The sequence below is a fragment of the Streptomyces gilvosporeus genome, assembly GCF_002082195.1.
GTDB lineage: Bacteria > Actinomycetota > Actinomycetes > Streptomycetales > Streptomycetaceae > Streptomyces > Streptomyces gilvosporeus.
In genome coordinates this window covers 7054653-7076759 of the sequence record NZ_CP020569.1, presented here as the reverse complement: position 1 = coordinate 7076759, position 22107 = coordinate 7054653, and the positions used below count along the sequence as shown (strand labels likewise).

The following is a 22107-nucleotide window of genomic DNA, read 5'->3' as shown; positions in this document are numbered from 1 at the left end:
TTACTTGTGTATCCCGATGCGGGAGTGGGTCCACTGGAACCTTGAGTTGTTGACGTAGTCGTTGTAGTTCCACCAGGTGTAGGTCTGCGTGGTCTGCCAGGGGTCACCGACCGCGACCATTTGCGATGCCGGGTCGTAGCCGTAGATGACGTTCATGTGGCCACCGCCGGAATTCCATCCGATACGGACGGCGAAGGGACGTTTGCCGTCGATCTCCTTGCCCACCTCCGAGAAGGAGGCATTGCGGTCGAGGTCGTGTCCGGTGTCGCTCAGACCGATGTTGGCCAGGCCGTTGGCCACGTCGTCGAGGGTGGCGGGCTGGTTGTCACAGCTGATGTTGCCGTTCTGGGCAGCGAGCCGGCAGAAGTCCTGCTGGCTGTACTGGTTGAAACCCCAGTACTTGGCGATGGTCAGGCCGCTGGCGTCCCAGCACCATTCGTCCTGGACCTGCTTCTGCATGTCTATCTTGAGGGCCACGCGCCCGCCGGACTCTTTGGGGTGCCGGGATGAGCAGGACGGCAGGTTGTCGGTGTTTCCTTTGATGAACGCGTTGGCTATGTAGAAGCGCCCGGAGTCCGACCAGATCCAGCGAGGGTCGTTCTCCACGGCCTCGCCCTGGACGCGGCAGGTCATCGAGACCTTGCTGCCGACCGTGGCCTGACCGACGACGTGAGCGGAAAGGCTGGCCGACGACCTTTCGTTGATGCCGCGGTAGCTGCCCTGACCGCCGGTCACGGTACCGGTTACCGAACCGGCTTTGGCGTTGCCGCCGTTGAGCAGGAACCCGGCGGTGATTGCGGCCACCGCGATCACCGTTAATGCTCTCCACAGAGCTTTGAAGCGGGGAAGACGCATATGCAGACTCTTTCGAGGTGTGGGGGAATGTATTGCGCAGACCGTGGGGCGGTTGGCGCCGGAGCACGCCGAGTTGTCGGGCTTCGCTGAGTCGTACCGGCGAAGTCCGGCGGAACCGGCCGGTGCGCGCTTTCGCGAAATGCGGTCTGGACCTACCTGTCGGTACCTTTGGGCATGCGCGTTCTGTTACTGCTCAATTCCGCTGCGCATGTTCCGTGCTGCGCTTGCGCGAAAACCGGCGAGCGACAGCGATACCTACCTGATAGCCGCGCTCGGAATGCGCAGAGGAATTAGTACATCATCTTCACCAGCTGTTCAAATGACGTAGCGTCAACTCCGTTGATCTACTGGGGAGTAGTGGGGGAAAACCGCCGGGCTAACTATGCCGCATGAGCCTTCGGCGCCCCGCCAAATGCAGGAGCCTGGGCACGTATGCGTAATTTGCCCGTCGCGTTGAGTGTGGCGGCTGATACTGGCAGTCATCTGCCGGTTGTCTTCTTCTGTGCGGGTTGTTGCCGCTGCTAATAACGCGAGAAAAGTTCAACTTTGAGGGCCGGTCGGAGCCAACTGTGCGGTAATGAGAACTCTCCGTACAGATCAGGGGCTTGGCCTGACCACGGCAAATCGCCTATTACGATGAGCGCCAACTGATTGCCGTTCAGGCGGTGTTCGCTTCAAGAAAAGGACTGCCCATGGGGAAGCACGCACGAAGGCGCCAGAGCCGGTTCGGCGCCCGGGTCGCCGGCACCACTGGAGCACTGGCCGTCGTCCTGGGGGCCGGAGTCGGGTCCGCTGCCGCCGCCGGGAAGAGCACCGGTACGCCCACGACCGCGGCGGCGTCGTTGGACGACGTGGCGCAAGCCCCGCGTCAGGCAGCCGCGTTGGACCGAGTGGTGCAAGTTCCGCACCAGGCGGTGGCGTTGGAGGATGTGTCGCAAGCCCCGCGTCAAGCAGCCGCGTTGGATGGCGCGACGCAAGTCCGGCACCAGTTGGCAGCATTGGACCGAGGGGCGCAAGCCCCGCACCAGGCAGCAGCGTTGGATGCGCCGCCGGCCCCGGGCCAGCTGACTCTTCCCGCCCCGACCGGGCGCCATCGCGTCGGAACGGTCGACCTCCACCTGCGCGACTCGAAACGCATGGATCCATGGGTGCCCGGACAGCAGCGCGAGCTGATGGTCTCGCTGTGGTACCCGGCCACTCACACCTCCCGCTACCCCGCCACGCCCCTCCCCGACAGCCAGCAGGTGCTGCCGGGCGGGGTGACCCTGCCCACCACCGCCGGACACACCGGTGCCCCGGTTGACCGCAAATCCGGCAAGCTGCCGGTGCTGCTGTACTCGCCCGGCGGGCGTGGGAACCGGGCGACGGGCACAGCACTGGTCCAGGACCTGGCCAGCCGCGGCTACTTGGTCGTCACCATCGACCACACCCACGACACCGGCGACGTAGTGTTCCCTGGCGGGCGACATGAGGTGAGCATGCTGGCGCCAGGCACCAAATCGCGCGACTTGATCGACGTCCGGGCGGCGGACACTCACTTCGTCATCAACCAGCTGGCCGAGATCGCCCGCGGCCGCAACCCGGATGTGGAACACAAGCCGCTCCCCCACGGGCTGACCGATGCCGTGAGCACGAAACACGTCGGGATGTTCGGCGCTTCCCTCGGCGGAGGATCGGTGGCCGCTGCCATGCACGCTGACTCCAGGATCGATGCCGGCGTGAACCTGGACGGTCAGCTCTTCGGATCGTCGGAACAAAAGCGGCTCGACCGCCCCTACATGCTGTTCAGTTCCGAGCACCACAATCGCGACACCGACCGGAGCTGGGAGCGGCTCTGGGACCACCTGCACGGAGAGCGGCTCGACCTGAAGCTGCGCGGCTCGGGGCACAACTCCTTCGTCGACAACCAGGTCCTGTTCCCCCAGGCGCCGGGCGCATTCGGGATAACCCCGGAAGTAATGCAGCAAGCACTCGGCACGATCGACCCCAACCGCTCCATAGAGGTCCAACGCACCTACGTCGCGGCCTTCTTCGACAAGCATCTGCGCGACCGGCACAGCCACCTGCTCGACGGCCCCTCGCGCCATTACCCAGAGGTCGACTTCGTCCGCTGAACCGAGCGGAAGCCGCCGTCGCCAACTAGACCGTCGGCCGCTGAACAGGTCGACGGTATGTCGCCGCGGCCACGCGCATGAGGACAATCATGGCCAGAGCAGCCCGGTATCTCGCAGCCCTCGTCCTGATCAACTCCGCCGTCGTCCTTCCTGAGGCTCTCCAGCCCACTGCCCGTGCCGGGACGGCTCCCTTGCCGTATCCGACGCGGTCCTCGGCGTCCACCTCGGCGCTGGCGGCACGCAGTTCGCCGACGGCCAGTTCCATGTAGGCGGTGTGCCAGCAGACCACCGTGTTCGTGGCGTAGGCAAGACGCCAGCACACGAATCCACCCTGGGGCCGACGTACCTTACGTGCCTTACAGGCACTCGTATCTCTCACCAGGGACTTTGCTTGATAGCACTAGATAACCTTGGGCTCGTGAGGTGACGGAATATCCGGTCGCACGCCAGCCAAGGTCCGGTGGCGCACAAAGGAGAGCCCATGCCACAGGACGGGAACCCATGTTGCGTGTCCGATGCAAAGGGTGACGGCCCGTAAATCGAACGTAAGATTTTCCGTTCAGCTGATGCACGAACTGGTGCTGGGGATCGCTATAGGGGCGGAGGACGCACAAGGCGTCCTCGGGGCGCTGTGGAAGGAAGGCGTCTCACCGACCATCAGAGGGATTCCCGACTTCGTGAAGCATCATCTCGTAGAGGACCTACTGACGGCCGCCATGGCGATGCGGGTCTTCGGGCGTGACGCTCTGGCGGTTCTGCGCCGTCTGGCCGCGGCAAGCGTGCTGATGGGCATGTCCGAGCTGCGCGGCAGGCGCGACGCCGGCGGCGGTGAGCAGTGACCCGACGCAGCGCCACGCTCCCCATGACCGAGCTGCCCGCCGACTTCCGGGCATTCCACCAGCTTTACCGCGGAGTCTACGTCCACTGGGCGGAGCTCTACCTGAGTAACCGCGCGGATGCCGAAGAGGCTGTTGACCAGGCCTTCGAGCAGCTTTTCCTGGACTGGTCGGAGGTCTTGGCCAAGGAGAATCCCAACGCCTACGCCTGGGGCATCGTCAAACACCGCACCATCGACTGTGCGCGTGCCCGGGGCAAGCGCCCCGCTCTCATCGACGCCGCGGCCTTCGAGACGGCCGCGCTGCGGGAGGCGGTGGACAAGATCGGGGAGCTCGAGGAGGGCTTGCGGATCTACGCGGCCATCCGCGCGCTTCCCGAGCGCCAGCACGACACGATCGTTTTGCTCTACTGCCTGGGCTACACCGTCAGCGAGACCGCCGACATCCTCGGCGTCAGCCAGGCCGGCGTACGCTCCACCGCCCGCTACGCCCGTCATCGCCTGCGCGAAATCCTGGACACCGACCACCGCACCGAGCGGGAGGAGAAGTGATGAGCAAGGCTGTCGACCGAGCGCTCGCCAAGGCCCGCCTGCCGCGCCGCCCCTACACCGGCACCGAGGCGGCCGAGGCCCGGCTCACCGCGCGGATCACCCAGCGGGTGTGGGATGGTGCGCTGACCTTCGACGACCAGATGGAACCCGCCCGTGCCGCAGCCGTGCGGCCCCCCGAGCGGGCGGGACTGCCGCACCGGATCCATCACCGGCACCTGCGCACCCTGTGCGAAACCGTGGTGGCCAAGGAGCTGCACAAGCTCGGCACGTTCCTGTCCCGGCGGATCCTGGAACCGGAGGGTGCGCGGGTGCTGGGCTGTGTCCTGCACCTGGCCGATCGCGTGGACAGCGCTCAGTTCTGGTGGCAGTTCGCCGCCGGCGCGGACGACACCGGAGCGGCCTTTTGCCTCTATCTGCATCACATGGCTCTAGGGGAGACGGACCAGGCGCGGCTGTGGTGCGACCAGGTGGGTTTCGAGGTCCGGATGCCCCGCACTCCCGAATGGGTGGACCCGCGGGATTTCATGGCGGCTCTGCGGATCCTGGAGTTCCTGCGTGAAGACCATACGCATTTCTCGGCCGCCGCCACGGCGGTAATCGCCTACGTACCGCATGCACTCGGGTTTGTGGACGATGTCGAACTCCCACTGCCCGATGCCGACTTCGCCACCCGCATCGAAGAGCTCACCGCATGCAACTGAAGCGGCCGGGGTGTTTCCGCAACGCCAGATGCGCCCTGTTGGCGGTGTGGAGCGGTGAGCGTAGTCACCGGAGGAGATGATCAGTCCCTCGCGGACGCGGATCACGAAGACTCATGTGATTTCGAGCTGGCGCAGGGCTGGGAGGGTTTCGTCGTCAGGGACCGCAGTCGCGGCCGGCGTCACACTGCCAGTCGGAGAAGCGGCCTTCGCGGGGATGGTCGACTGCGTGGTCGAACTGGAGAAACCCCCAGGCGATGAAGGCGATGCAGAGGGCGAGTCCCGTCCACAGGGCCAGCTTCTTCAGAAGCCGTCGCGACCCGCACCCACCTTGTGGGCGCCAGTCCCGTCCCCGCTGTCCCCGTTGTGCACGTCATCCGGGAGCGCCGGACGGGTGGGTGCGGACGACTGTGGCCGTGGCCGTCCGGCCGCCGAGTGTCGGCCCTTCACGAGCGGTCCGTCATCTCGTCGGAGGAACCGGATACGTCGAAGTCCTGGGTTTTTGCGGAGCTGTGGAGGTGGGCGGTGTCGGCCTGCTCCAGGCTCATTCCCAGCGGCCCCTGCCCGCCACCGGACACCGTGGCGGAGTGCTCGCTGGGGATGCCCCGGTCGTGACGCTTCCTGACCTCGACGTGGTAGGTGATCTTGCCGCCCTCCTTCTGCCCGACGAGACGGTACTGAGAGCACAACACTCCCTGACCGGCGCACAAACGAACTCCAGACGAGCACTGCCCTGTGCCGCCGAGTAGGGAATGGCGACCAGAGCCCGGTGGTGGACGGCGCGTGTGCCGTGGCAAGTGGCGATGGCTTGCCCTGTTGCAGCACACACTGCCAGGTCCCAGGAGCGGACGTTCGAGGGTGTTGCGCGAGAGGTACTGCCGTGGAGGCAGCCGGTGGCATCAGTGATGGGTTTGCTGGAGGAGCGGGAAGCCGCTGCCCGGGTGCGAGTGGAGGAGCTTCAGGCGGAGGTGGAGGCGGAGTCGGACCGGATCCTGGCCGAACTCGGTGCGGCCGAGGCGGTACGCATGGCTTAGGACCGGGGCGCGATCCGGACGTTCGGACGCGGCGGCGCACACCCGTCCGCCCCTCAAGTAAGGCATATCATCAGACTGACACGGGCAGTCCGAAGGCGTAGCGATCGCTCGGCGCAGGAGGACACCGTCCACCGCCCCACCGCCGGCCACGGCACATGGGGGTCCTTCATGCAGTCCTTCATCGAGCACGCCCGTACGCTCGAACAGCTCATCGCTCGCAACGCGCACCAACGCGCGCAGTTCGGGCAACTCGCTGCCGGACAGTCGCCCTTGGCTCTGTTCGTGACGTGCTCCGACTCCCGGGTCGTACCGTCCCTGATAACCGGCGCCCGCCCGGGCGACCTGTTCGAACTGCGCACGGCCGGCAACGCCGTCCCCCGCTACGACGAGCGACGGCCCAGCAGCGAGTCCGCGACCATCGAATACGCCGTGGACATGCTCGAAGTCCCGGACATCATCGTCTGCGGCCACTCCCACTGCGGAGCTGTCGGCGCCCGCGTACGCGGCGAAGACCTCACCACCGTCCCCGCCGTCGCGAGCTGGCTCAACACCCAGCTACCAGAGGGCCTGGACACCCTCGGACACGACGAGGACCCGGGCGTGCACGTCGCCGTGCAACGCAACGTGCGCGTACAGCTGGAGCGGCTTCGCACCCACCCCTGCGTACAAAAGCGCCTGGCCAACGGAAAGCTCCAACTGCACGGCTGGTTCTACGCAGTGGATACCGGGCTCGTGCTCACCCATCACCACAGCCTTGACGCATTCCTCCCCCTGTGACTTCTCTGCCCGCGCAACGTTGCCGACACAACCGCCACGCCGAACGGCGAAGCCGCAGAGAGAGACTGCGCTCCAGGCGTAGGGCTCCGGGAATTCGCCAACGGTGTCCGCAACGGCGCCGGCCACGCTCCTCACCTAGTAGCCGTAGCAGGCCAACGTTTGCCGTGTCGGTGATGTGCCGTGAGCGTTGATCAGGGGCGATACGGTTTCGGTTTCGACGGTGTGGAAGGCTGGGCCAGTGCCTGTAACCCTGCGTCCCCTGGACGCCCGACGCTTCCCTGCCTGGTTTGAGCGCAGTCGAGCCGAATACGCCAGGGATCTCGTTGCTTTGGGGCAAACGTCCGAGGACGCCGACCGGCATGCGGACGAGAGCATGGCTCGCTCCTTTCCGTCCGGTGCACCGACCCCGGGGCACGTGGTCTTCGACGTGGCCGATGATGCCGGGGTAGTCGTCGGCTACCTCTGGATCGGACCGGACACGAGCGGCGACGCCAGCGCCTGGTGGATCTGGGACATCGTGATCGACGCCGACAAGCGCGGTCGGGGCTTCGGGCGGATGGCCATGGTCCTCGGCGAGGAGCACGCCCGGGCTCAGGGCGCTCATACCCTGGGTCTCAGCGTGTTTGGGTTCAACACGGGCGCGCGCGGCCTTTACGAGTCGCTCGGTTACGAGACGACCTCGGTGAAGATGCTCAAGGAACTCGACTGAGGCTCAGGCGATGTTTGCCCTGTCGACGACGGAGTGTAGGCGTCGGTCGTCGGCGTGGCGGTTTCGCCAGGGGCCCGAACTCGTCCATGCAGAAGATGACTTCGGGTTCGCCCTCCTCGGGTATGACCTCGCCGTCGGCAATCGCGTAGAGGTGCTCCACGCGCGCCTTCTTGGCCGCGTAGTCCGGATCGTGGGAGGCCTTCCAGGTCTTCAGGCGTTGAAAGGGGACGTCTTCCTCGCGGAGCAGCGTGCGCAGGCCCTCGTGGCTGATGTCGTCGACCACCCCCGCGGCGACCAGGAAGTCGGCCAGTTTGGTCAGGCTCCAGGTGGAGAACGGCAGGTCATGCTCGGGCGGCTTGGACTTCGCGATCTTCTTGATCTCGCGGCGCTCGGGCAGCGTGAACGTCTTGGGTCGTCCGCCCGCGTACTTCGGGTAGAGGGAGTCGAAGCCGTCGGCGTTGAAGTTGTGGATCACGTCCCGTACCCGGTCGTCGCTGGTGAACGAGACTTCCGCGATCTTCGCCACGGGCATGCCCTGCGCGGACAGCAGCACAATCTGGGCGCGCCGCCAGGTCGCCACCGAGCGGTGCCCCTGCGGATGATCCGCAGCAGCTTCTGGCCCTCGTCATCATCGATCTCGCGTACGCGTACCCGTTCTGCCACCCGCACACGGTGACCGCCGCCCGGCACCCGGAGAAGGGACCCCGGGCGGCGCGTCACATCACAACAGGGCAAACGTTGCCTGCTACGGCACTAGTGTGATGCGCCAGAAATCCTGAGGGTTAGTAAGTACCCTGTTGTCATGTCGCATTCGGGGCCTTCTGCTGTGGCGATCACGTTGTCCGAGGTCGAGCGCGCCGAGTTGGTACGCCGGACGAAAATGCCGCACCGGCGCTCGGCCGAGAAGGCCCGCATCATCCTGGCGTGTGCTGACGGCATGTCAAACGCCTCTGTCGCACGGCTCGTCGGTGTCCAGGCGAAGACGGTCGGAAAGTGGCGTCGGGCTTTCGCCGCAGAGCGGATGGCCGGGCTTGAGGACGCCGGCTGGATCGGCCGGCCGAAGGCTGACCTGATCCTCGACGATGCTGAGCGCAGGCAGCTGCTGCAGTGGGCGCGGCAGTCCAAGACCGCCCAGTTCCTGGCGTTGCGAGCCAAGATCGTGCTGCGCTGCGCGGAGGGCGGGACGAACCAGCAGGCCGCGGCCGACCTCGGCATCGACAGGTCGACCGTGGACCGCTGGCGGGCCCGGTTCATCGCAAAACGCCTCGATGGTCTGCAGGACGAGCCGCGCTCGGGACGGCCGCCTTCGATCCTCCTCGACCAGGTCGAGGAGGTCGTCGTGGCCACCCTGGAGTCGGTCCCGGGCCAGGACACGCACTGGTCACGGGCCTCGATGGCCCAGCGCACCGGCCTGTCGAAGTCGACGATCGGGCGAATCTGGAAGCGGTTCGACCTCAAGCCCCACCTGCAGGACTCCTTCAAGCTGTCCACCGATCCGCAGTTCGTCGCCAAGGTCGTCGACGTCGTCGGCCTGTACCACCACCCGCCCGAGAGGGCGGTCGTGCTCTGCGTGGACGAGAAGAGCCAGATCCAGGCGCTGGACCGGTCCCAGCCGGTGCTGCCGATGATGCCGGGCATGCCCGAACGGCGTACCCACGACTATCTGAGGCACGGCATCACCAGCCTCTTCGCCGCCTTCAACATCGCCGACGGCACCGTCATATCGGCACTGCACCGCCGCCACCGGGCGATTGAGTTCAAGAAGTTCCTGATCCGGATCGACAAGGCGGTGCCCGCCGGGCTCGACGTGCACCTCGTCTGCAACAACTACGCCACCCACAACACCGCCGAGATCAGGACGTGGCTCGGCAAACACCCCCGCTTCCACGTCCATTTCACCCCCACCGGCTCCTCCTGGATGAACCAGGTGGAGCGGTGGTTCGGCCTGCTGACCGACAAGCTCATCCGCCGTGGCGTCCACACCTCCGTGAAGGCACTGGAGGACGACATCACGGCGTGGATCGACATCTGGAACGAGAACCCGCGGCCCTTCACCTGGACCAAGACAGCCGACGAGATCCTCAACTCCCTCGCCGACTACCTCACCAAGGTCGGAACCACCGGCCAGAAAACAGAGCAGAACTAACCCTCAGGATTTCTGGCGCATCACACTAGCTCTTGCGGGTCATGAGGTATGGCGAAGCTTCAGGTCAGGACTTCTTGACCACGCTGGACTTGAGCTGCATGGAGCCGAACCCGTCAATCTTGCAGTCGATGTCATGGCCGTCCACCCCGTCCACGAGGCGGATATTGCGCACCTTGGTGCCCGCCTTGATCCCGGTGGGGCTGCCTTTGACCTTCAAGCTTTTGATCACGGTTACCGAGTCGCCGTCGGCGAGCACGTTTCCGACCGAATCCCTGATCACCTTGTCCCCGGTGTCGCCCGCGGGGTGAGCGGACGCGTGCGACCACTCATGCCCGCACTCCGGACAGACTAGGAGCGCGCCCATCTCGTAGGTGTACGCGCTGGAGCACTTGGGGCACGGCGGCAGATTCTCGGTCACCAAAACAGTGTATTTCAGCCGTGGAGCAGTCTCAGCCCGCAGGGCGTTCCCGACCCGGGGCAGGCCGACCTGCCTGACGCCAGGGACGCCGTCCATCGTGCGCGGGGTGGCCTCGGCGGTATCGATGACCTGCGGATCGGCTGAGTCCATCCGACGCCGGTAGACCTCAAGGACCGCAACCCACGGGATCAAAAGGATCGCGGCGGTGATGAGCAGGCCGACGACAAGATCCGCGAGTCGCCGGCCAAGGCCGGAGCCGCCGACGCCGAGGAGGATCGCGAGGGAGACGCGCGTGAGGCGTCAGCTCTTGATGTCCGCGAGGTCGCCTACGGGCCTTCCGGCGGCGCTGGGTCTCGTTCGTTCCCGCCACCGGCGGCGTGGGCCGCAGGGCTGTGGACAGTGGAGCCGGTCGAGGTGCCGGGCAGGGGCGCCGAGCCGCTGCAGCCGCGGGATGGCAGGCGTCCGTGGCGCCAGGAGGGGCAAGGCAAGGAGCGGCCCGCCTCCCGGCGTCCGAGGTCGCAGCGCCCAGGGATATCGGAATCGCGAATTGCAAAAATATGCAATTGCCTACATGCTGTGGTGGTCGTGCCCGTAGGTAGCCGCGGGCACGACGTTTAACGAGTGCCTCGCCGGCTGCGGGGTTGCGTGTTGGGTGATCGAGGATGTCCGTGCTGGTTCCGCTGTATCAGGCCAAGGCTGAGTTCTTCCGGATGCTGGGGCATCCGGTCCGCATTCGCGTGCTGGAGCTGCTGCAGGACGGGCCGTTGCCGGTGCGGGACCTGCTGGCGGAGATCGAGATCGAGCCGGCGGCGTTGTCACAGCAGCTGGCGGTGCTGCGCCGCTCGGGCATCGTCACGTCCACCCGCGTGCGCTCCACCGTCGTCTATGAGCTGGCCGGCGGGGACGTGGCGGAGCTGATGCGAGCGGCGCGGCGGATTCTCACGGAGCTGCTGGCCGGGCAGAACGAGCTGCTCGCCGAGCTGCGGGAAGCCGAGGTCGCTGCCAAGTGAGCGCTTCCTTGCCGGGCCGGGTGTGGGCGTCGGTGCGTTCCCTGCTGCCATCGCGCGCCGATGTGGCGGCGATGGGCCGTAATCCGCGCCGGGATCTGCTGGCCGGACTGACCGTGGCCATCGTGGCCCTGCCGCTTGCACTGGGTTTCGGGGTGTCGTCCGGGCTGGGGGCACAGGCCGGTCTGGCGACCGCGGTAGTGGCGGGCGCCCTGGCCGCGTTCTTCGGTGGTTCGAATCTCCAGGTCTCCGGGCCGACCGGCGCGATGACCGTCGTGCTGGTGCCGATCGTGGCGCAGTACGGGACGGGTGGTGTGCTCACCGTTGGACTGATCGCCGGCCTGATACTGATCGGTCTCGCCGTGGCTCGGGCAGGCCGGTATATGCAGTACGTGCCCGCCCCCGTCGTCGAGGGCTTCACCCTCGGCATCGCCTGCGTCATCGGCCTCCAGCAGGTGCCCAATGCGCTGGGCGTGGCCAAGCCGGAGGGCGACAAGGTCCTGGTGGTGACCTGGCGGGCAGTCGAGGAGTTCGTACGGCAGCCCAACTGGACGGCGGTCGGCCTCGCGCTCGCCGTGGCCGCCGTCATGCTCGTCGGTGCCCGGTGGCGGCCCACCGTCCCCTTCTCGATTGTCGCGGTGATCGCCGCGACCATCGTCGCCCAGCTCTTCCACCTGGACGCCGCCAATCCGATCGGTGACCTCCCGTCCGGTCTGCCCGCACCCTCCCTGTCCTTCCTCGACCCCTCCGCGCTCGGTTCGCTCCTGGCGCCTGCGGTGGCGGTGGCCGCTCTGGCGGCGCTCGAGTCGCTGCTGTCGGCGTCCGTCGCCGACGGCATGACAGTTGGCCAGAAGCACGATCCGGACCGGGAGCTGTTCGGGCAGGGGCTGGCAAACCTGGCCACGCCACTGTTCGGCGGCGTCCCGGCGACCGGCGCCATCGCCCGTACCGCCGTCAACGTGCGCACGGGCGCAGGCTCCCGGCTCGCCGCCCTCACCCACGCCGCCGTGCTCGCAGTGATCGTCTTTACCGCCGCGCCGCTGGTCTCCCGCATTCCGCTGGCCGCGCTCGCGGGTGTGCTGCTGGCGACTGCAGTCCGCATGGTCGAGGTCAGTTCGATACGGGCGATGGTCAAGGCCACCCGCTCGGATGCGATGGTCCTGGTGCTGACGGCGGTGACGACGCTGGCCCTGGATCTGGTGTACGCGGTCATCATCGGCCTTGTGGTGGCGGGCGCGCTGGCGCTGCGGGCGGTGGCCAAGCAGGCCCGGATGGAGCAGGTTTCCTTCGCACCGCACCTGCCTGGCGAGGACCGCGAGGAGGAACACCGGCTGCTGGCGGAGCACATCGTGGTCTACCGGATCGACGGGCCGCTGTTCTTCGCCGGCGCGCACCGCTTCCTGCTGGAGCTCACGGAAGTCGCCGACGTACGGGTGGTGATCCTGCGGATGTCGCGGGTGACCACCATCGATGCCACCGGCGCGCTGGTACTCAAGGACGCCGTGGAGAAACTGAACCGGCGCGGCATCGTCGTGATGACCTCAGGCATACGGCCCGGCCAGCGCCAAGTACTCGACTCCGTGGGCGCATTGGATCTGCTGCGGCTGGAAGGCCACGAGTACGCCACCACCCCCGAAGCCATCACCGGCGCCCGCGCCCACCTGCAGTGCACCGGAGTCCTCCCCATCCCCGCCCAGAGGCCCGAACCCGCTTCCGTGATCACCGAGGAGTCTTCCCGATGACCACCCCACCCACCGCCGCCCGCCGCATGGTCGACATCTCCGGCGAGGAGGCCCTGTACCTGCTCGAAGGCGCCTCACTGGGACGGCTGATGTACGAGCAGCGGGAGGCGACCGCCGTCCGCCCCGCCTCCCATGTTCTGGAGTACGGGCGGCTGATAGTCCGTGCCCCCGTCCCGGCCGCTGCACTCTCCGGCCGGGTCACGGTCACGTACCACGCCGACCAGATCAACCCGACGACCGGCACCGGCTGGGCGGTGACCGCATCCGGACTGGCCGAGGCGGTCACCGATCAGGACGAGGCGGCCCACTACCGGCGCACACTGTCCGGCCCTGTACTCCCGAAGCTGCCACGAAGTGACAAGTAGCTCTCTGTAGTCAGAGTGACGCTCGGTCAAAGTGAGCGGGGCGAGGGCCGGGCATCTTGTCGCCCTGGAGGATCGCGAAGTCGGCGTGGGCCGCTTCGATGGCTTGGGGGTACGCCTCGCGCTTGGCGTGTTCGGCGAGGGCCCGGTAGATGCTGGCGACGCTGGGGCTCTGCCCCTTGCGTTTGCCGGTGGGGATGATCAGGTCGGGCTGGATCTGCTCGACGGACTCGCCGAGCGCCTTGCGGCGGAGCACGGTGTGGAGCATGTCGTCGGTGATGACCGGGGGTCGGCCGCCGTGCTTGCCCTTGCGGGCTGCGGTGTCGAGCCCTTCCAGCGTGGATTCGCGGATGTTCTCCCGCTCGGTCTCTGCCATGGCGGCGAAGAATCCGAAGAGGAGCTTGCCGGGGCCGGTGGGGTCGTAGATGCCGGGCAGGGGGCCGGCGAGCATCTCCAGCACCAGGCCGTGCTCGGTCAGGTGATCGGCGAGCGCGGTGAGCTCGGCGGCATCGCGCCCCAGCCGTTTCATCTCGTACACCGTGAACAGGACCCGGCAGTGCGGCGCGTGGGCCTTGATCTCCCGGGCGGTCTTGAGTGCCTCCTCGAAGGCGGGGCGGACCTTGATCCGGGTGCTGATCTTCTCACTGAAGATCTTGTCCCGGGGGATGCCGTGCTTGGCGAGCGCGTCCAGCTGCGAGTCGAGTTCTTGTCCGAGGGTCGAGCAGCGGGCGTAGCCGACGCGGATGTCCGCGCTCGGCAGGCTGGGGTCGATCGCCGCGGGGACCGGCTTGCCGGGCCGCCACGGCTGGCCGGGCCCGCGGTCGGCCGGCGTCTGCACCCGCAACTCTTTCGCGAGCTTGGGCACCTTGGTGAAACGGCCGGTGTGGTAGGCGCTGGCGACCGCGCCGGAGCGTGAGCGGCACGGCGAGCCGGGGGCCGCCTTGCATTTCGGGCACGGATGGCGTTCGACAAGGTCGGCCTCCGACGCGGCGGGCGGGGAAGGCTCTTGAGGGACCGTCATGAGCCCGGATTTTCGCACAACTCAAGTCGCAGAACGGCCCTTCCGTCCCCCTTGAGTGAGAACGGCTTCTGCGAACCGATCCGGCTCTCGGCGATCTCCGCATGGCCCTATTTGATCTTGCTCAGGCAAAGGGTCGTTTGTGAGAACCGGGTTCGGAAACCGGGGCTTCAGTCGACTCCGGCCGACGAGTCGTCAGTCGTGGGGCGGCAGGTGGCCGATCTGGTGGTGGGCCACGTTCAGGGCCTCGTCGACAAGGCGCCGCAGGTGCCCGTGGCGCAGGCCGTAGACCACCCGGCGCCCCTCTTTGCGGGTGGTCACCAGTCCGGCCAGCCGCAACCGGGACAGGTGCTGGCTGACCGAGGTCCGCGTCGCGCCGCAGGACTCGGTGAGTGTCGTCACGTCCGCCTCCCCCTCGCCCAGGCGCCGCAGCAGGGCCAGGCGGGTGCGGTCGGCCAGCAGCCCCAGGACCTCCACGGCCACCGCCAGCCGCTCGCCATCACCTGGCTCCTGCGAGTCATGCGCACCTGATAGGTGCATGCGTGCATCCATACGCACATAATGGTGGGGCAGAGACGCGAAGTCCAGTCCGGCCCAGCCGGCCGAGTCCGAGAGGTGCGACGCACCGTGAGCGAGCAAACCCACACCCACGAGCCACACGGCCACGACGGGCCCGGCCACCGTCACGACCACGGCGAGGGCCACCACCCGCATGCGGACAGCGGGCACCACGGCCACGACGATCACAGCCACGATCACGGAGACCACGGTCATGACCACGGGAGCGGCCGGTGGGCGCGGATACGTCACCAGCTCGCGCACCTGGTCACCCCGCACAGCCATGAGGCCATGGACAAGGTCGACTCGGCGCTGGAGACCTCCCGTGAGGGCATGCGGACCCTGTGGCTGTCGCTGGGCATCCTCGGGCTGACCACCGTCATCCAGGCCGGGGTCGTCGCGTTGTCCGGGTCGGTGGCCCTGCTGGGCGACACCATCCACAACGCCGCGGACGCGCTGACCGCGGTGCCGCTGGGCATCGCGTTCGTCCTCGGCCGCCGGGCGGCGAACCGCCGCTACACCTACGGCTACGGCCGCGCCGAGGACCTGACCGGCATCGCCATCGTGCTCACCATCGCCGCCTCCTCCGCGGTGGCCGCCTACGAGGCCGTCGACCGGCTGCTCAATCCGCGCGGCATCACGCACCTGTGGGCGGTGGCCATCGCCGCGGTGGTCGGGTTCATCGGCAACGAGTGGGTGGCCCGCTACCGCATCCGCACCGGGAAGAAGATCGGCTCGGCCGCGCTGGTCGCCGACGGCCTGCACGCCCGCACCGACGGCTTCACCTCCCTGGCCGTGCTCCTGGGCGCAGGCGGCGTCGCCATCGGCTGGCGCTGGGCGGACCCGGTCGTCGGCCTGCTGATCACCGCCGCCATCCTGATGGTCCTGGGGGACGCCGCCCGCGAGGTCTACCGCCGGCTGATGGACTCCGTCGACCCCGCCCTGGTCGATGCGGCCGAGACCGCGCTGCGCGACGTCGAGGGTGTGCTGGACGTCGGGCAGGTCCGTATGCGGTGGATCGGCCACGCCCTGCGCGCCGAGGCCGACATCGTCGTCGACCCGCACCTGACCGTCGTCCAGGCCCACGGCCTGGCCGTCGCGGCCGAGCACGCCCTCATCCACGCCGTGCCACGGCTGACCGCCGCCACCGTCCACACCGACCACCTGCCGCACGGCACCGACCCGCACCGGGCCCTGGCCCACCACGGCGCCTGACCCGCGCGGCCCGGCAGACACGGGCCGCGCTTTCCCGGGGACCGGGACCACCGCGGGCATTGCGGCGGTCCCGCAGCTCATGCCTGGGTATGGCCCGGCGCGGGCTGTCCGGCATCCGACTCGGCATCCGGGGCAGTACGGGGGCCGGGCAGGGTGATGTCGAGGTGCGCGGCCATGTCCAGCTCGAACCGCCCGTACGGGTTTACGTGCGTCCAGAACAGCGGGGACAGCGCCCGCCGGTCCGCGTCAGTGAGGCGTGAGCGCCACTTCTCCTCGGACAAAATGTCCTGGAGCAGAAGCGTATTGACGTGCACCAACGCCGACTGGAGCAGGTGCAGGGCGAGCATGGAGACCTCCTGGCTCTCCTTGTCCGAGCCGGTCAGATCGCCGTCCTTGCCGTAGAACAGGTCATGGTTGGCGCTGTTCCAGTTCTCCACGACCTGAAGGCCGTCGTTGATCTCGCGGCGCAGGTCGGCGTCGGCCAGGTAGTCGCAGATGAACGCCGTCCGCACGGCCCGCCCGAGTTCCTCGATCGCCTGGTAGGTGGGGTGCTTGGGGCCGCCGCGGGTGAAACGGCGCAGGACCTGTTCAGCCTCGGCGGTGCCGAGCCGCAGGGCGGTGGTGTACTTGACGATCTGGTCGTACTGCTGGCGGATCAGCTCCCAGTTGATCGTCTTCGACGAGAGCACCGGCGCCAGGTGCGGCCATTTCGCGTCCTCGCCGGTCGCCGGCCGGTACAGCCGGGCCGAGCCGACGTTCTTCAGCCTCGGAAGGAGGTTGAAGCCGAGCATGTGGGCGAAGGCGAAGCCGACGATGGACGCGCCATGGGTGTCGGTGTACTGCCGGTCGATCTCCACGTCGGTGCAGTGCCGCAGCACCCCCTCGATCATCGCGGCGACCTCGGAGGCGGAGCAGTTCTTCAGCTGGCTGTAGACGCACAGCGACTTCTTCTCGACGTGCCAATAGATCATGACACCGGGCCCGCGGTAGCGCTGGTGCCACTCGGTCATGAAGTTGGACGACCAGGAGCCGAACTTCTTGCTGTCCGAGGCGCATGCGGTCCCCTCGCCCCACCAGGCGGCATCGCGGGCGGCGAAGGTGGCGTTGACCATCCGCACCAGCGCGGCGCGCAGGTTGGCGCGGTTGACGAACAGATGCCGCACCCGGCGCAGCACCGCCTCGGACTCGCCGTGCTTGCCGGTGACCGCGACCCGCTTGATACCCATGTTGGTGCCGAGCGCGAAGAGCACGAGCAGCAGCCGGCGCCGCAGGACCGCCTTCGGCACCGCCTCGCGGCTGGCGACCGAAGTGAACTCGGATGTGAAGCCGGTGGCGAACTCGGCCTCCTTGAGGATGTCGATCAAGTCGATGGTGCCCCAGCGGCGTTCGATCTCCGCCTTCAGCGCGACCAGGCTCGAAGGCTCCTCCTGTTTGCCCTGCGGGGAGACCTTGATCCATGGCTCGCCATGCTTCTTCACGATGTCCACGCCGCCCGTGGTGTCCAGCTGAAGCGCCGTATCGAAGCGGGTCAGCGCGTCGCGGAGCCTCTTCTCCAACGCGTCAGTGAATGCGGCCGCGTCCAGCGGCTGGCGGATCGCGTCGTAGTGGACATCGCGGTTGTCCTCGAAGTCCGGCGGCAGGTCGTCCTCGGGGTTGCGCCACCGGTTTGCCCCGGCCACCCAGATCTCCCGCCGACGCAGCGCGTCCCGCAAGCTCACCAGGACACACAGCTCGTACGGGATGCGCTCGACCCGGCCCTTGTCGTCGACCACCGCCTTGCGCCACTCCTCCCGCACCACCCCGCCCAGGGGGATCTTTTCCGCCTCGTCGAAGTAGGCGCCCTCCTTGGCGATGGGCTGGTCCAGGTACCGCTTGAGTAGGTCGATCGCGTCCATCACCGGCCGGTAGGCGGTGTTGTTGCACTTCAGCTCAAGGGCGCCCAGCAGCGGCGAGAGCATCCGGCGCCAGTGGTTGGAGTACGACGAGCGCAGCACGGTACGCACCCGGGCCCGGTAGCGGGCCTCATTCGCGGCGGCCTCCGCGGCCAGCGCCTTCAGGGTGGACTCGCCGGCCACCGGATAGATCACCTTGCGGACCGTGCCGCCCGGCTCGGCGACCGCCGCCTCCGCCAGCCTGAGCAGGATGCCTTCCTTGCCGCGGACCCGCTTGAGTTCCTTGGTGAACTCGTTCTCGACCTTCTTTTCCGCCCGCGTGTTGATCTTCTGAACCAGCTGGATGAACAGTTCCACCAGCGAGTCGGCGATCTCCGTCTCCCGCACATGGCACAACGTGGACAGCAGCGTGTACCGCACCGGCGGCGCCGCCGCCCGCAGGTCCGAGGGGTACTCCTTGGCCGCCCTGGCCCGCCATGCGGCCACCAGCTTCTCCGACACGTCCGCGAACAGCTCCGGCGCCAACTCCAGGGCCCGCACCCGCTGGAGCTTGTTCACCTCCGCCAGCAGACTGTCCAGCCCGAGCGCACCCGGGTCGGCCTTCAGCTCGGTGAAGAACGCCCCACTGCCGCCCGTGCTCTCGCCGCCGTCCTCCTCACCGTCCCCGCCGTCCTCGGCGATCAGGTCGTCCAGGCGGGACCGCGTCGCCGCGGACAGACGGCCCACCGTCGTCGCGCAGAACCGTTCCTCGAAGGTGTTGACCGCCGAGCCCACCAGCCGGGCCACCTTCGCCGGGGCCGGCGGCTCCAGCCGCTCCTTGCGGCACCGGGTCACCACCGCCTCCGCGAGACGGTCCCGGGACAGCTCCACCCCGCACAGCTCCACCGACAGCCACTCGGCGAGCAGGGCCTGGTCCTCCACCGTGCACTCGCGGAAGCCGAACACGCTCCGGATCTCCATCCGGTGCCGCTTGATCGCCCGCCCCGCCCAGTCGTACGCGGCCCACTCCTCAGCCGCGACCTTGACCTGCCGGGCGACGTACGACACCGCAGGTTCCGGGACCTCCGCCGCGTTTTCCGGAAACCGGGCCTCGACCTCGAAGAACTTCAACGACAGTGCGAATCCCAACCGGTTCGCCCCGGACTTGTTCCGTAATCGCTCCTGGTCCTCCTCCAGCAGCGTCCAGACCTCGATCAGGTCCTCCGGCTCCCACTCCTGCCGCACCCCGGTCTCCTCCCGGTCGTAGTGACGCGACCAAGGTGACGGAGCATCACCACCAGGGAGACGAGAAGACTGGAACCCCTGACAAGCGCACCCCCGATCCGCTACAGAGAGCTACTTGTCACTTCGTGGCAGCTTCGGGAGTACAGGGCCTGTCCGGCTGGTCCCATGGCCCGCACGACGCACTCCTGCGTATCCATCCGCAGACCGTCAACGGCTACCGCTTCGCCCGTGCCGCCGACCCCGCCGGGGCGACGCCTGGCGCGCGGAGGCCGACGTCCCGGTGACCCTTCAGCCCGTTGCCCTGCCGATGCGCTCTGTGCTCGTCGCGCCGACCGTTCCCGCCTCGGTCCGGCTGGCCCGTGAAACGGCCGAGCTGACCTATGCGGGCTGGGGCATCAATCCCGGGCATCCCGTCCTGGGACCGGCCCTGCTGGTGCTCAGCGAGCTGGTCACCAACAGCGTCCGGCACGCCGCCGCGGCCTCGCCTCAGCTCACCGTCACCTACGCGGCAAGCGCCGACATGCTGGCCTTCGCCGTCCATGACCGCCATCCGTACGTGCTCGACCCGTTGAGCTTCCCGCAGAGCAGGGGCGGGCTGGCCACCGTTGCCGAGCTCGCCACCGAGTGGGGCGGCACCTGGACGGTGCGGCCGGATGCGGACGGCGGTGGCAAAGGTGTATGGATAACCCTGCCGTTGTGATCTGGCCTCATCGACCCCGTAGAGAACAAGGCGTGTGACGACACCATGACGCTCCAGTGGCGCTACAGCACACACGATCACCTGGGCATTCTGTCGCTGGCCGGCCACCTCGGCCCGCAGGACACCGGCCGCTTCAGTGGAGCCGTCACTTGGGCGCTGGCCCGCGGGAGGGGCCCGGTGGTACTGGATCTGACCGCGTTGGAGGGGTGGACGTCGGCTGGGCAGGCCGCGATCACGGAGGCTGCTCGCCAACTGGCCGCGTATGGCAGGCCGTTGGAGCTGGCCGCGATTCCGGCGGACGGTTCCCTCGTCCCCGATGACGCCTGCCCGCTCCTTCCTGTGCATCACGACCTGAACACCGCACTGGTTGCCCACCGCGCTGCGGCGGCACCAGGCCCTCGGCAGCAGTGGTGCACCGCTGGGTGGCCGACTCTGTCCTGATCAGCCGAGGCCCGGCTGTGGGGCAGCAAGCCGATGGGGCAGGGAGCCGAGGCGAGTGGTGGCGCGCTCGCGCAGGAGCGGGTACGCCTCCCAGCGGCGGAGCAGCGGACGGCAGGCCGCTTGACGAGGCCGCGCGCCGGTGACGACCTTGCCGGGGGCCGTACGGCGGCTCCCATCCGCGCGTCCCCCCACTGGACGGGCCCGCCCATCGATGACCTGGCAGACAGCTGGACGGGCGGGCCAAGCGACCAGTTGGCACAGTCCGCTCACCCGCGGACAGGGGCCGAACGGCCCCTGCCGCCGCGGCAACCGCCTCACGTCTACTGAAGCCTCAAGAACCACCGAAGCGACCGGAATCGCTCAGACCCTGCCGGCGGGCCCAGCCCGGCCCCGAGCGACGCAAGAGGACAGCCACCCATGCCTCGCCAACCCCGTGCCGTACGCAAGGACGCCCGGCCAGCCGATGCCACCAGGCGGCGCTCGGTCGAGCTGAACAGCACCGAGGCCCTGCGGCTCCTCGGCAGCATCCCCCTGGGCCGGATCGTCTTCACCCTGCACGCGCTGCCGGCCATCCGCCCGGTCAACCACATCGTGGACGACGGCGACATCGTCATCCGCACCCACGAGGGCACGGCCCTGACGACCCAGACCCGGCAGGCCGGCGCCCAGGGCGTCGTGGTCGCCTACGAGGCCGACGACATCGACCACCACACCCGCCTCGGATGGAGCGTCGTGGCCACCGGCTACTGCCGCTTGGTCACCGACCCCCGGGACGTGGCCCGATACCGGATCCTGATCCACCCCTGGCCGGGCCAGCAGATGGACTACGTCGTCCGCTTCCACCCCGACCTGATCACCGGTGTCCGACTGGCGGGGGCCGGCTAGGCCTATTGATCACGAGCGCTGTCGATACCCGCCGAGTCTTGATCGCGCAATAGAGCGTCAGCCGTCCGGCCCTCACAGCCTCTGCCGCCGTCCGCCCCCTCGCCGTGGAGAATCCCCTGACAGTGTCCCGTTCGGGTGCCGTGCAGCGCGCAGGTCGGCACTGACATGTGCCGCCACCACTGAAACCCAGAGTCCATCGGGGCAAGAGGCAGGGCCCGGCAGCAGTGAGAGCACCACTGCCGGGCGCGTGCCCCCTCACCTCTCCGCACCGAAGGAGGAGGATCTCAGCCCTGGGGAATCAGGGCGTCCAGGGCTGTATCGAGGTCGGGGTAGATGCTGAGCGGGTTAGGCCCGTTGGCGGCGATGGCACGGGTGGGCAGGTCACTGATGCCGCACAGGGCGAGTGGCTGGGTGCCGAGGAGTCGGGCGGCGTCCAGGACGGCGGCTTCGCCTTCGGTGCTCCAGCTGATCAGGCCGGTCACGTCCAGAAGTACTGGTCCGGTGCTGCGGGCCTGGACCCACGCGATGGCGCCGACGAAGCAGGCGAGGGCTTCGCCCCCGAGGTGGCCGGTCAGGGTCACGACCACCACGTCGCGATGGGTGGCGTACTGCCAGTCCAGGCTCATGCCTGCGCCTGACGGTTCAACGACGCGGAGGCCGCGGCCCCACGGCCGCCGCGGGCCAGGTCCAGTCGGATCAGTCGGTCATGACCACAGCCGGGGCAGTGGCCGTGCGCGGCCAGGGCAGTGGGGCGGCAAGTCAGGCCGCAGGCCGGGACGGGGCATTTGAGCACAACGGTGCCCGCGCCACGCAGTGGTGAGATCCGCACGAATCGACCTCCAAAAGCTTCAGCAGTTGCTAACTTTAGCAATTAGCTAGGTCATGAGGTGGCTGGGCTGGGCGAGGATGGCCCCATGGTTGTGAC

At 68.0% G+C, this 22107-nt stretch carries 24 protein-coding genes and 1 pseudogene; 17 read left to right on the top strand and 8 right to left on the bottom strand.

What is annotated here, in order from left to right; genetic code table 11:
- Complete coding sequence (locus B1H19_RS31360) at nt 1-804, bottom strand: papain-like cysteine protease family protein (protein ID WP_237289615.1); 804 nt, start codon at nt 802-804, stop codon at nt 1-3.
- 743 nt (nt 805-1547) lie between these two features.
- Here B1H19_RS31360 and B1H19_RS31355 point away from each other — a divergent pair.
- The 5 genes from B1H19_RS31355 (at nt 1548) to B1H19_RS31340 (ending at nt 5057) form a co-directional block, all read left to right on the top strand.
- Nucleotides 1548-2969 carry an alpha/beta hydrolase family protein gene (locus tag B1H19_RS31355; protein WP_083108071.1) on the top strand — a complete coding sequence of 474 codons (1422 nt, stop codon included), beginning with the start codon at nt 1548-1550 and terminating at the stop codon, nt 2967-2969.
- Between the two features lie 89 nt (nt 2970-3058).
- The gene (locus B1H19_RS38950; protein ID WP_159028175.1) at nt 3059-3238 is read left to right on the top strand and encodes a hypothetical protein; all 180 of its coding nucleotides are present in this window, start codon (nt 3059-3061) and stop codon (nt 3236-3238) included.
- A 297-nt stretch (nt 3239-3535) separates the two neighbouring features.
- On the top strand, nt 3536-3808 hold the full coding sequence (locus tag B1H19_RS31350; protein WP_083108069.1) for a hypothetical protein: 273 nt from the start codon (nt 3536-3538) through the stop codon (nt 3806-3808).
- Nucleotides 3805-4356 carry an RNA polymerase sigma factor gene (locus B1H19_RS31345; protein ID WP_418361486.1) on the top strand — a complete coding sequence of 184 codons (552 nt, stop codon included), beginning with the start codon at nt 3805-3807 and terminating at the stop codon, nt 4354-4356. The genes B1H19_RS31350 and B1H19_RS31345 overlap by 4 nt, the downstream gene beginning before the upstream one ends.
- Nucleotides 4356-5057 carry a hypothetical protein gene (locus tag B1H19_RS31340; protein WP_083108065.1) on the top strand — a complete coding sequence of 234 codons (702 nt, stop codon included), beginning with the start codon at nt 4356-4358 and terminating at the stop codon, nt 5055-5057. Before B1H19_RS31345 ends, B1H19_RS31340 begins: the two co-directional genes overlap by 1 nt.
- Nucleotides 5058-5500: 443 nt before the next feature.
- On the opposite strand, the gene B1H19_RS31335 is transcribed toward B1H19_RS31340, so the two are convergent.
- Nucleotides 5501-5743, bottom strand: a complete 243-nt coding sequence (locus B1H19_RS31335) for a hypothetical protein (protein ID WP_159028174.1) — start codon at nt 5741-5743, stop codon at nt 5501-5503.
- A 204-nt stretch (nt 5744-5947) separates the two neighbouring features.
- On the opposite strand from B1H19_RS31335, the gene B1H19_RS38945 reads away from it, so the two are divergent.
- The 3 genes from B1H19_RS38945 (at nt 5948) to B1H19_RS31325 (ending at nt 7574) form a co-directional block, all read left to right on the top strand.
- Entirely contained in the window at nt 5948-6088 is a 141-nt protein-coding gene (locus tag B1H19_RS38945; protein WP_159028173.1) for a hypothetical protein, read from the top strand.
- Between the two features lie 168 nt (nt 6089-6256).
- Nucleotides 6257-6865, top strand: a complete 609-nt coding sequence (locus B1H19_RS31330; RefSeq protein WP_083108061.1) for a carbonic anhydrase — start codon at nt 6257-6259, stop codon at nt 6863-6865.
- Between the two features lie 238 nt (nt 6866-7103).
- A complete protein-coding gene (locus B1H19_RS31325; RefSeq protein ID WP_083108059.1) occupies nt 7104-7574 on the top strand; it encodes a GNAT family N-acetyltransferase in 471 nt (156 codons plus the stop codon).
- Nucleotides 7575-7581: 7 nt separating this feature from the next.
- On the opposite strand, the pseudogene B1H19_RS31320 reads toward B1H19_RS31325, so the two are convergent.
- Nucleotides 7582-8237, bottom strand: a pseudogene (locus B1H19_RS31320) (helix-turn-helix domain-containing protein); the annotation flags it as partial.
- A gap of 139 nt (nt 8238-8376) precedes the next feature.
- On the opposite strand from B1H19_RS31320, the gene B1H19_RS31315 reads away from it, so the two are divergent.
- A complete protein-coding gene (locus B1H19_RS31315) occupies nt 8377-9720 on the top strand; it encodes an IS630 family transposase (RefSeq protein ID WP_237289612.1) in 1344 nt (447 codons plus the stop codon).
- Nucleotides 9721-9784: 64 nt separating this feature from the next.
- On the opposite strand, the gene B1H19_RS31310 is transcribed toward B1H19_RS31315, so the two are convergent.
- Nucleotides 9785-10138, bottom strand: a complete 354-nt coding sequence (locus B1H19_RS31310) for a zinc ribbon domain-containing protein YjdM (RefSeq protein ID WP_083109990.1) — start codon at nt 10136-10138, stop codon at nt 9785-9787.
- Between the two features lie 668 nt (nt 10139-10806).
- On the opposite strand from B1H19_RS31310, the gene B1H19_RS31305 reads away from it, so the two are divergent.
- The 3 genes from B1H19_RS31305 to B1H19_RS31295 all read left to right on the top strand — a co-directional run bounded on the left by B1H19_RS31305 (nt 10807) and on the right by B1H19_RS31295 (nt 13252).
- Nucleotides 10807-11148 carry an ArsR/SmtB family transcription factor gene (locus B1H19_RS31305; RefSeq protein WP_083109989.1) on the top strand — a complete coding sequence of 114 codons (342 nt, stop codon included), beginning with the start codon at nt 10807-10809 and terminating at the stop codon, nt 11146-11148.
- Between the two features lie 71 nt (nt 11149-11219).
- Entirely contained in the window at nt 11220-12887 is a 1668-nt protein-coding gene (locus B1H19_RS31300) for a SulP family inorganic anion transporter (RefSeq protein WP_107426461.1), read from the top strand.
- The gene (locus B1H19_RS31295) at nt 12884-13252 is read left to right on the top strand and encodes a pyridoxamine 5'-phosphate oxidase family protein (RefSeq protein WP_083108053.1); all 369 of its coding nucleotides are present in this window, start codon (nt 12884-12886) and stop codon (nt 13250-13252) included. Before B1H19_RS31300 ends, B1H19_RS31295 begins: the two co-directional genes overlap by 4 nt.
- A gap of 10 nt (nt 13253-13262) precedes the next feature.
- Here B1H19_RS31295 and B1H19_RS31290 read toward each other — a convergent pair whose 3' ends face one another.
- Both B1H19_RS31290 and B1H19_RS31285 read right to left on the bottom strand, forming a co-directional pair.
- The gene (locus tag B1H19_RS31290) at nt 13263-14270 is read right to left on the bottom strand and encodes a recombinase family protein (protein ID WP_083108051.1); all 1008 of its coding nucleotides are present in this window, start codon (nt 14268-14270) and stop codon (nt 13263-13265) included.
- Between the two features lie 192 nt (nt 14271-14462).
- A complete protein-coding gene (locus B1H19_RS31285; RefSeq protein WP_083109988.1) occupies nt 14463-14819 on the bottom strand; it encodes an ArsR/SmtB family transcription factor in 357 nt (118 codons plus the stop codon).
- 75 nt (nt 14820-14894) lie between these two features.
- Between B1H19_RS31285 and B1H19_RS31280 the strand changes: the two genes are divergently transcribed.
- A complete protein-coding gene (locus tag B1H19_RS31280; protein WP_083108049.1) occupies nt 14895-16040 on the top strand; it encodes a cation diffusion facilitator family transporter in 1146 nt (381 codons plus the stop codon).
- A 77-nt stretch (nt 16041-16117) separates the two neighbouring features.
- On the opposite strand, the gene B1H19_RS31275 is transcribed toward B1H19_RS31280, so the two are convergent.
- Entirely contained in the window at nt 16118-19156 is a 3039-nt protein-coding gene (locus B1H19_RS31275) for a Tn3 family transposase (protein WP_083108047.1), read from the bottom strand.
- A gap of 125 nt (nt 19157-19281) precedes the next feature.
- Between B1H19_RS31275 and B1H19_RS38940 the strand changes: the two genes are divergently transcribed.
- From B1H19_RS38940 to B1H19_RS31260, 4 genes are all read left to right on the top strand, one after another.
- Complete coding sequence (locus B1H19_RS38940) at nt 19282-19440, top strand: hypothetical protein (RefSeq protein ID WP_159028172.1); 159 nt, start codon at nt 19282-19284, stop codon at nt 19438-19440.
- Entirely contained in the window at nt 19437-19856 is a 420-nt protein-coding gene (locus tag B1H19_RS31270; protein WP_083108045.1) for an ATP-binding protein, read from the top strand. The genes B1H19_RS38940 and B1H19_RS31270 overlap by 4 nt, the downstream gene beginning before the upstream one ends.
- A gap of 45 nt (nt 19857-19901) precedes the next feature.
- Complete coding sequence (locus B1H19_RS31265; RefSeq protein WP_083108043.1) at nt 19902-20297, top strand: STAS domain-containing protein; 396 nt, start codon at nt 19902-19904, stop codon at nt 20295-20297.
- A 417-nt stretch (nt 20298-20714) separates the two neighbouring features.
- A complete protein-coding gene (locus B1H19_RS31260) occupies nt 20715-21182 on the top strand; it encodes a pyridoxamine 5'-phosphate oxidase family protein (protein ID WP_083108042.1) in 468 nt (155 codons plus the stop codon).
- Nucleotides 21183-21466: 284 nt separating this feature from the next.
- Here the strand turns inward: B1H19_RS31260 and B1H19_RS31255 are convergent, their stop codons facing one another.
- Nucleotides 21467-21808 carry an STAS domain-containing protein gene (locus B1H19_RS31255; RefSeq protein ID WP_083108041.1) on the bottom strand — a complete coding sequence of 114 codons (342 nt, stop codon included), beginning with the start codon at nt 21806-21808 and terminating at the stop codon, nt 21467-21469.
- Nucleotides 21809-22107: the final 299 nt, after the last annotated feature.

What these genes read in the sequence shown, in the direction of transcription:
- B1H19_RS31355 (WP_083108071.1), top strand. Translation starts at nt 1,548, where the DNA reads ATGGGGAAGCACGCACGAAGGCGCCAGAGCCGGTTCGGCGCCCGGGTC.
- B1H19_RS31295 (WP_083108053.1), top strand. Translation starts at nt 12,884, where the DNA reads ATGACCACCCCACCCACCGCCGCCCGCCGCATGGTCGACATCTCCGGC.
- B1H19_RS31350 (WP_083108069.1), top strand. Translation starts at nt 3,536, where the DNA reads ATGCACGAACTGGTGCTGGGGATCGCTATAGGGGCGGAGGACGCACAA.
- B1H19_RS31340 (WP_083108065.1), top strand. Translation starts at nt 4,356, where the DNA reads ATGAGCAAGGCTGTCGACCGAGCGCTCGCCAAGGCCCGCCTGCCGCGC.
- B1H19_RS31300 (WP_107426461.1), top strand. Translation starts at nt 11,220, where the DNA reads ATGGGCCGTAATCCGCGCCGGGATCTGCTGGCCGGACTGACCGTGGCC.
- B1H19_RS31315 (WP_237289612.1), top strand. Translation starts at nt 8,377, where the DNA reads ATGTCGCATTCGGGGCCTTCTGCTGTGGCGATCACGTTGTCCGAGGTC.
- B1H19_RS38950 (WP_159028175.1), top strand. Translation starts at nt 3,059, where the DNA reads ATGGCCAGAGCAGCCCGGTATCTCGCAGCCCTCGTCCTGATCAACTCC.
- B1H19_RS31255 (WP_083108041.1), bottom strand. Translation starts at nt 21,808, where the DNA reads ATGAGCCTGGACTGGCAGTACGCCACCCATCGCGACGTGGTGGTCGTG.
- B1H19_RS31260 (WP_083108042.1), top strand. Translation starts at nt 20,715, where the DNA reads ATGCCTCGCCAACCCCGTGCCGTACGCAAGGACGCCCGGCCAGCCGAT.
- B1H19_RS31285 (WP_083109988.1), bottom strand. Translation starts at nt 14,819, where the DNA reads ATGGATGCACGCATGCACCTATCAGGTGCGCATGACTCGCAGGAGCCA.
- B1H19_RS31290 (WP_083108051.1), bottom strand. Translation starts at nt 14,270, where the DNA reads ATGACGGTCCCTCAAGAGCCTTCCCCGCCCGCCGCGTCGGAGGCCGAC.
- B1H19_RS31265 (WP_083108043.1), top strand. Translation starts at nt 19,902, where the DNA reads ATGACGCTCCAGTGGCGCTACAGCACACACGATCACCTGGGCATTCTG.
- B1H19_RS31330 (WP_083108061.1), top strand. Translation starts at nt 6,257, where the DNA reads ATGCAGTCCTTCATCGAGCACGCCCGTACGCTCGAACAGCTCATCGCT.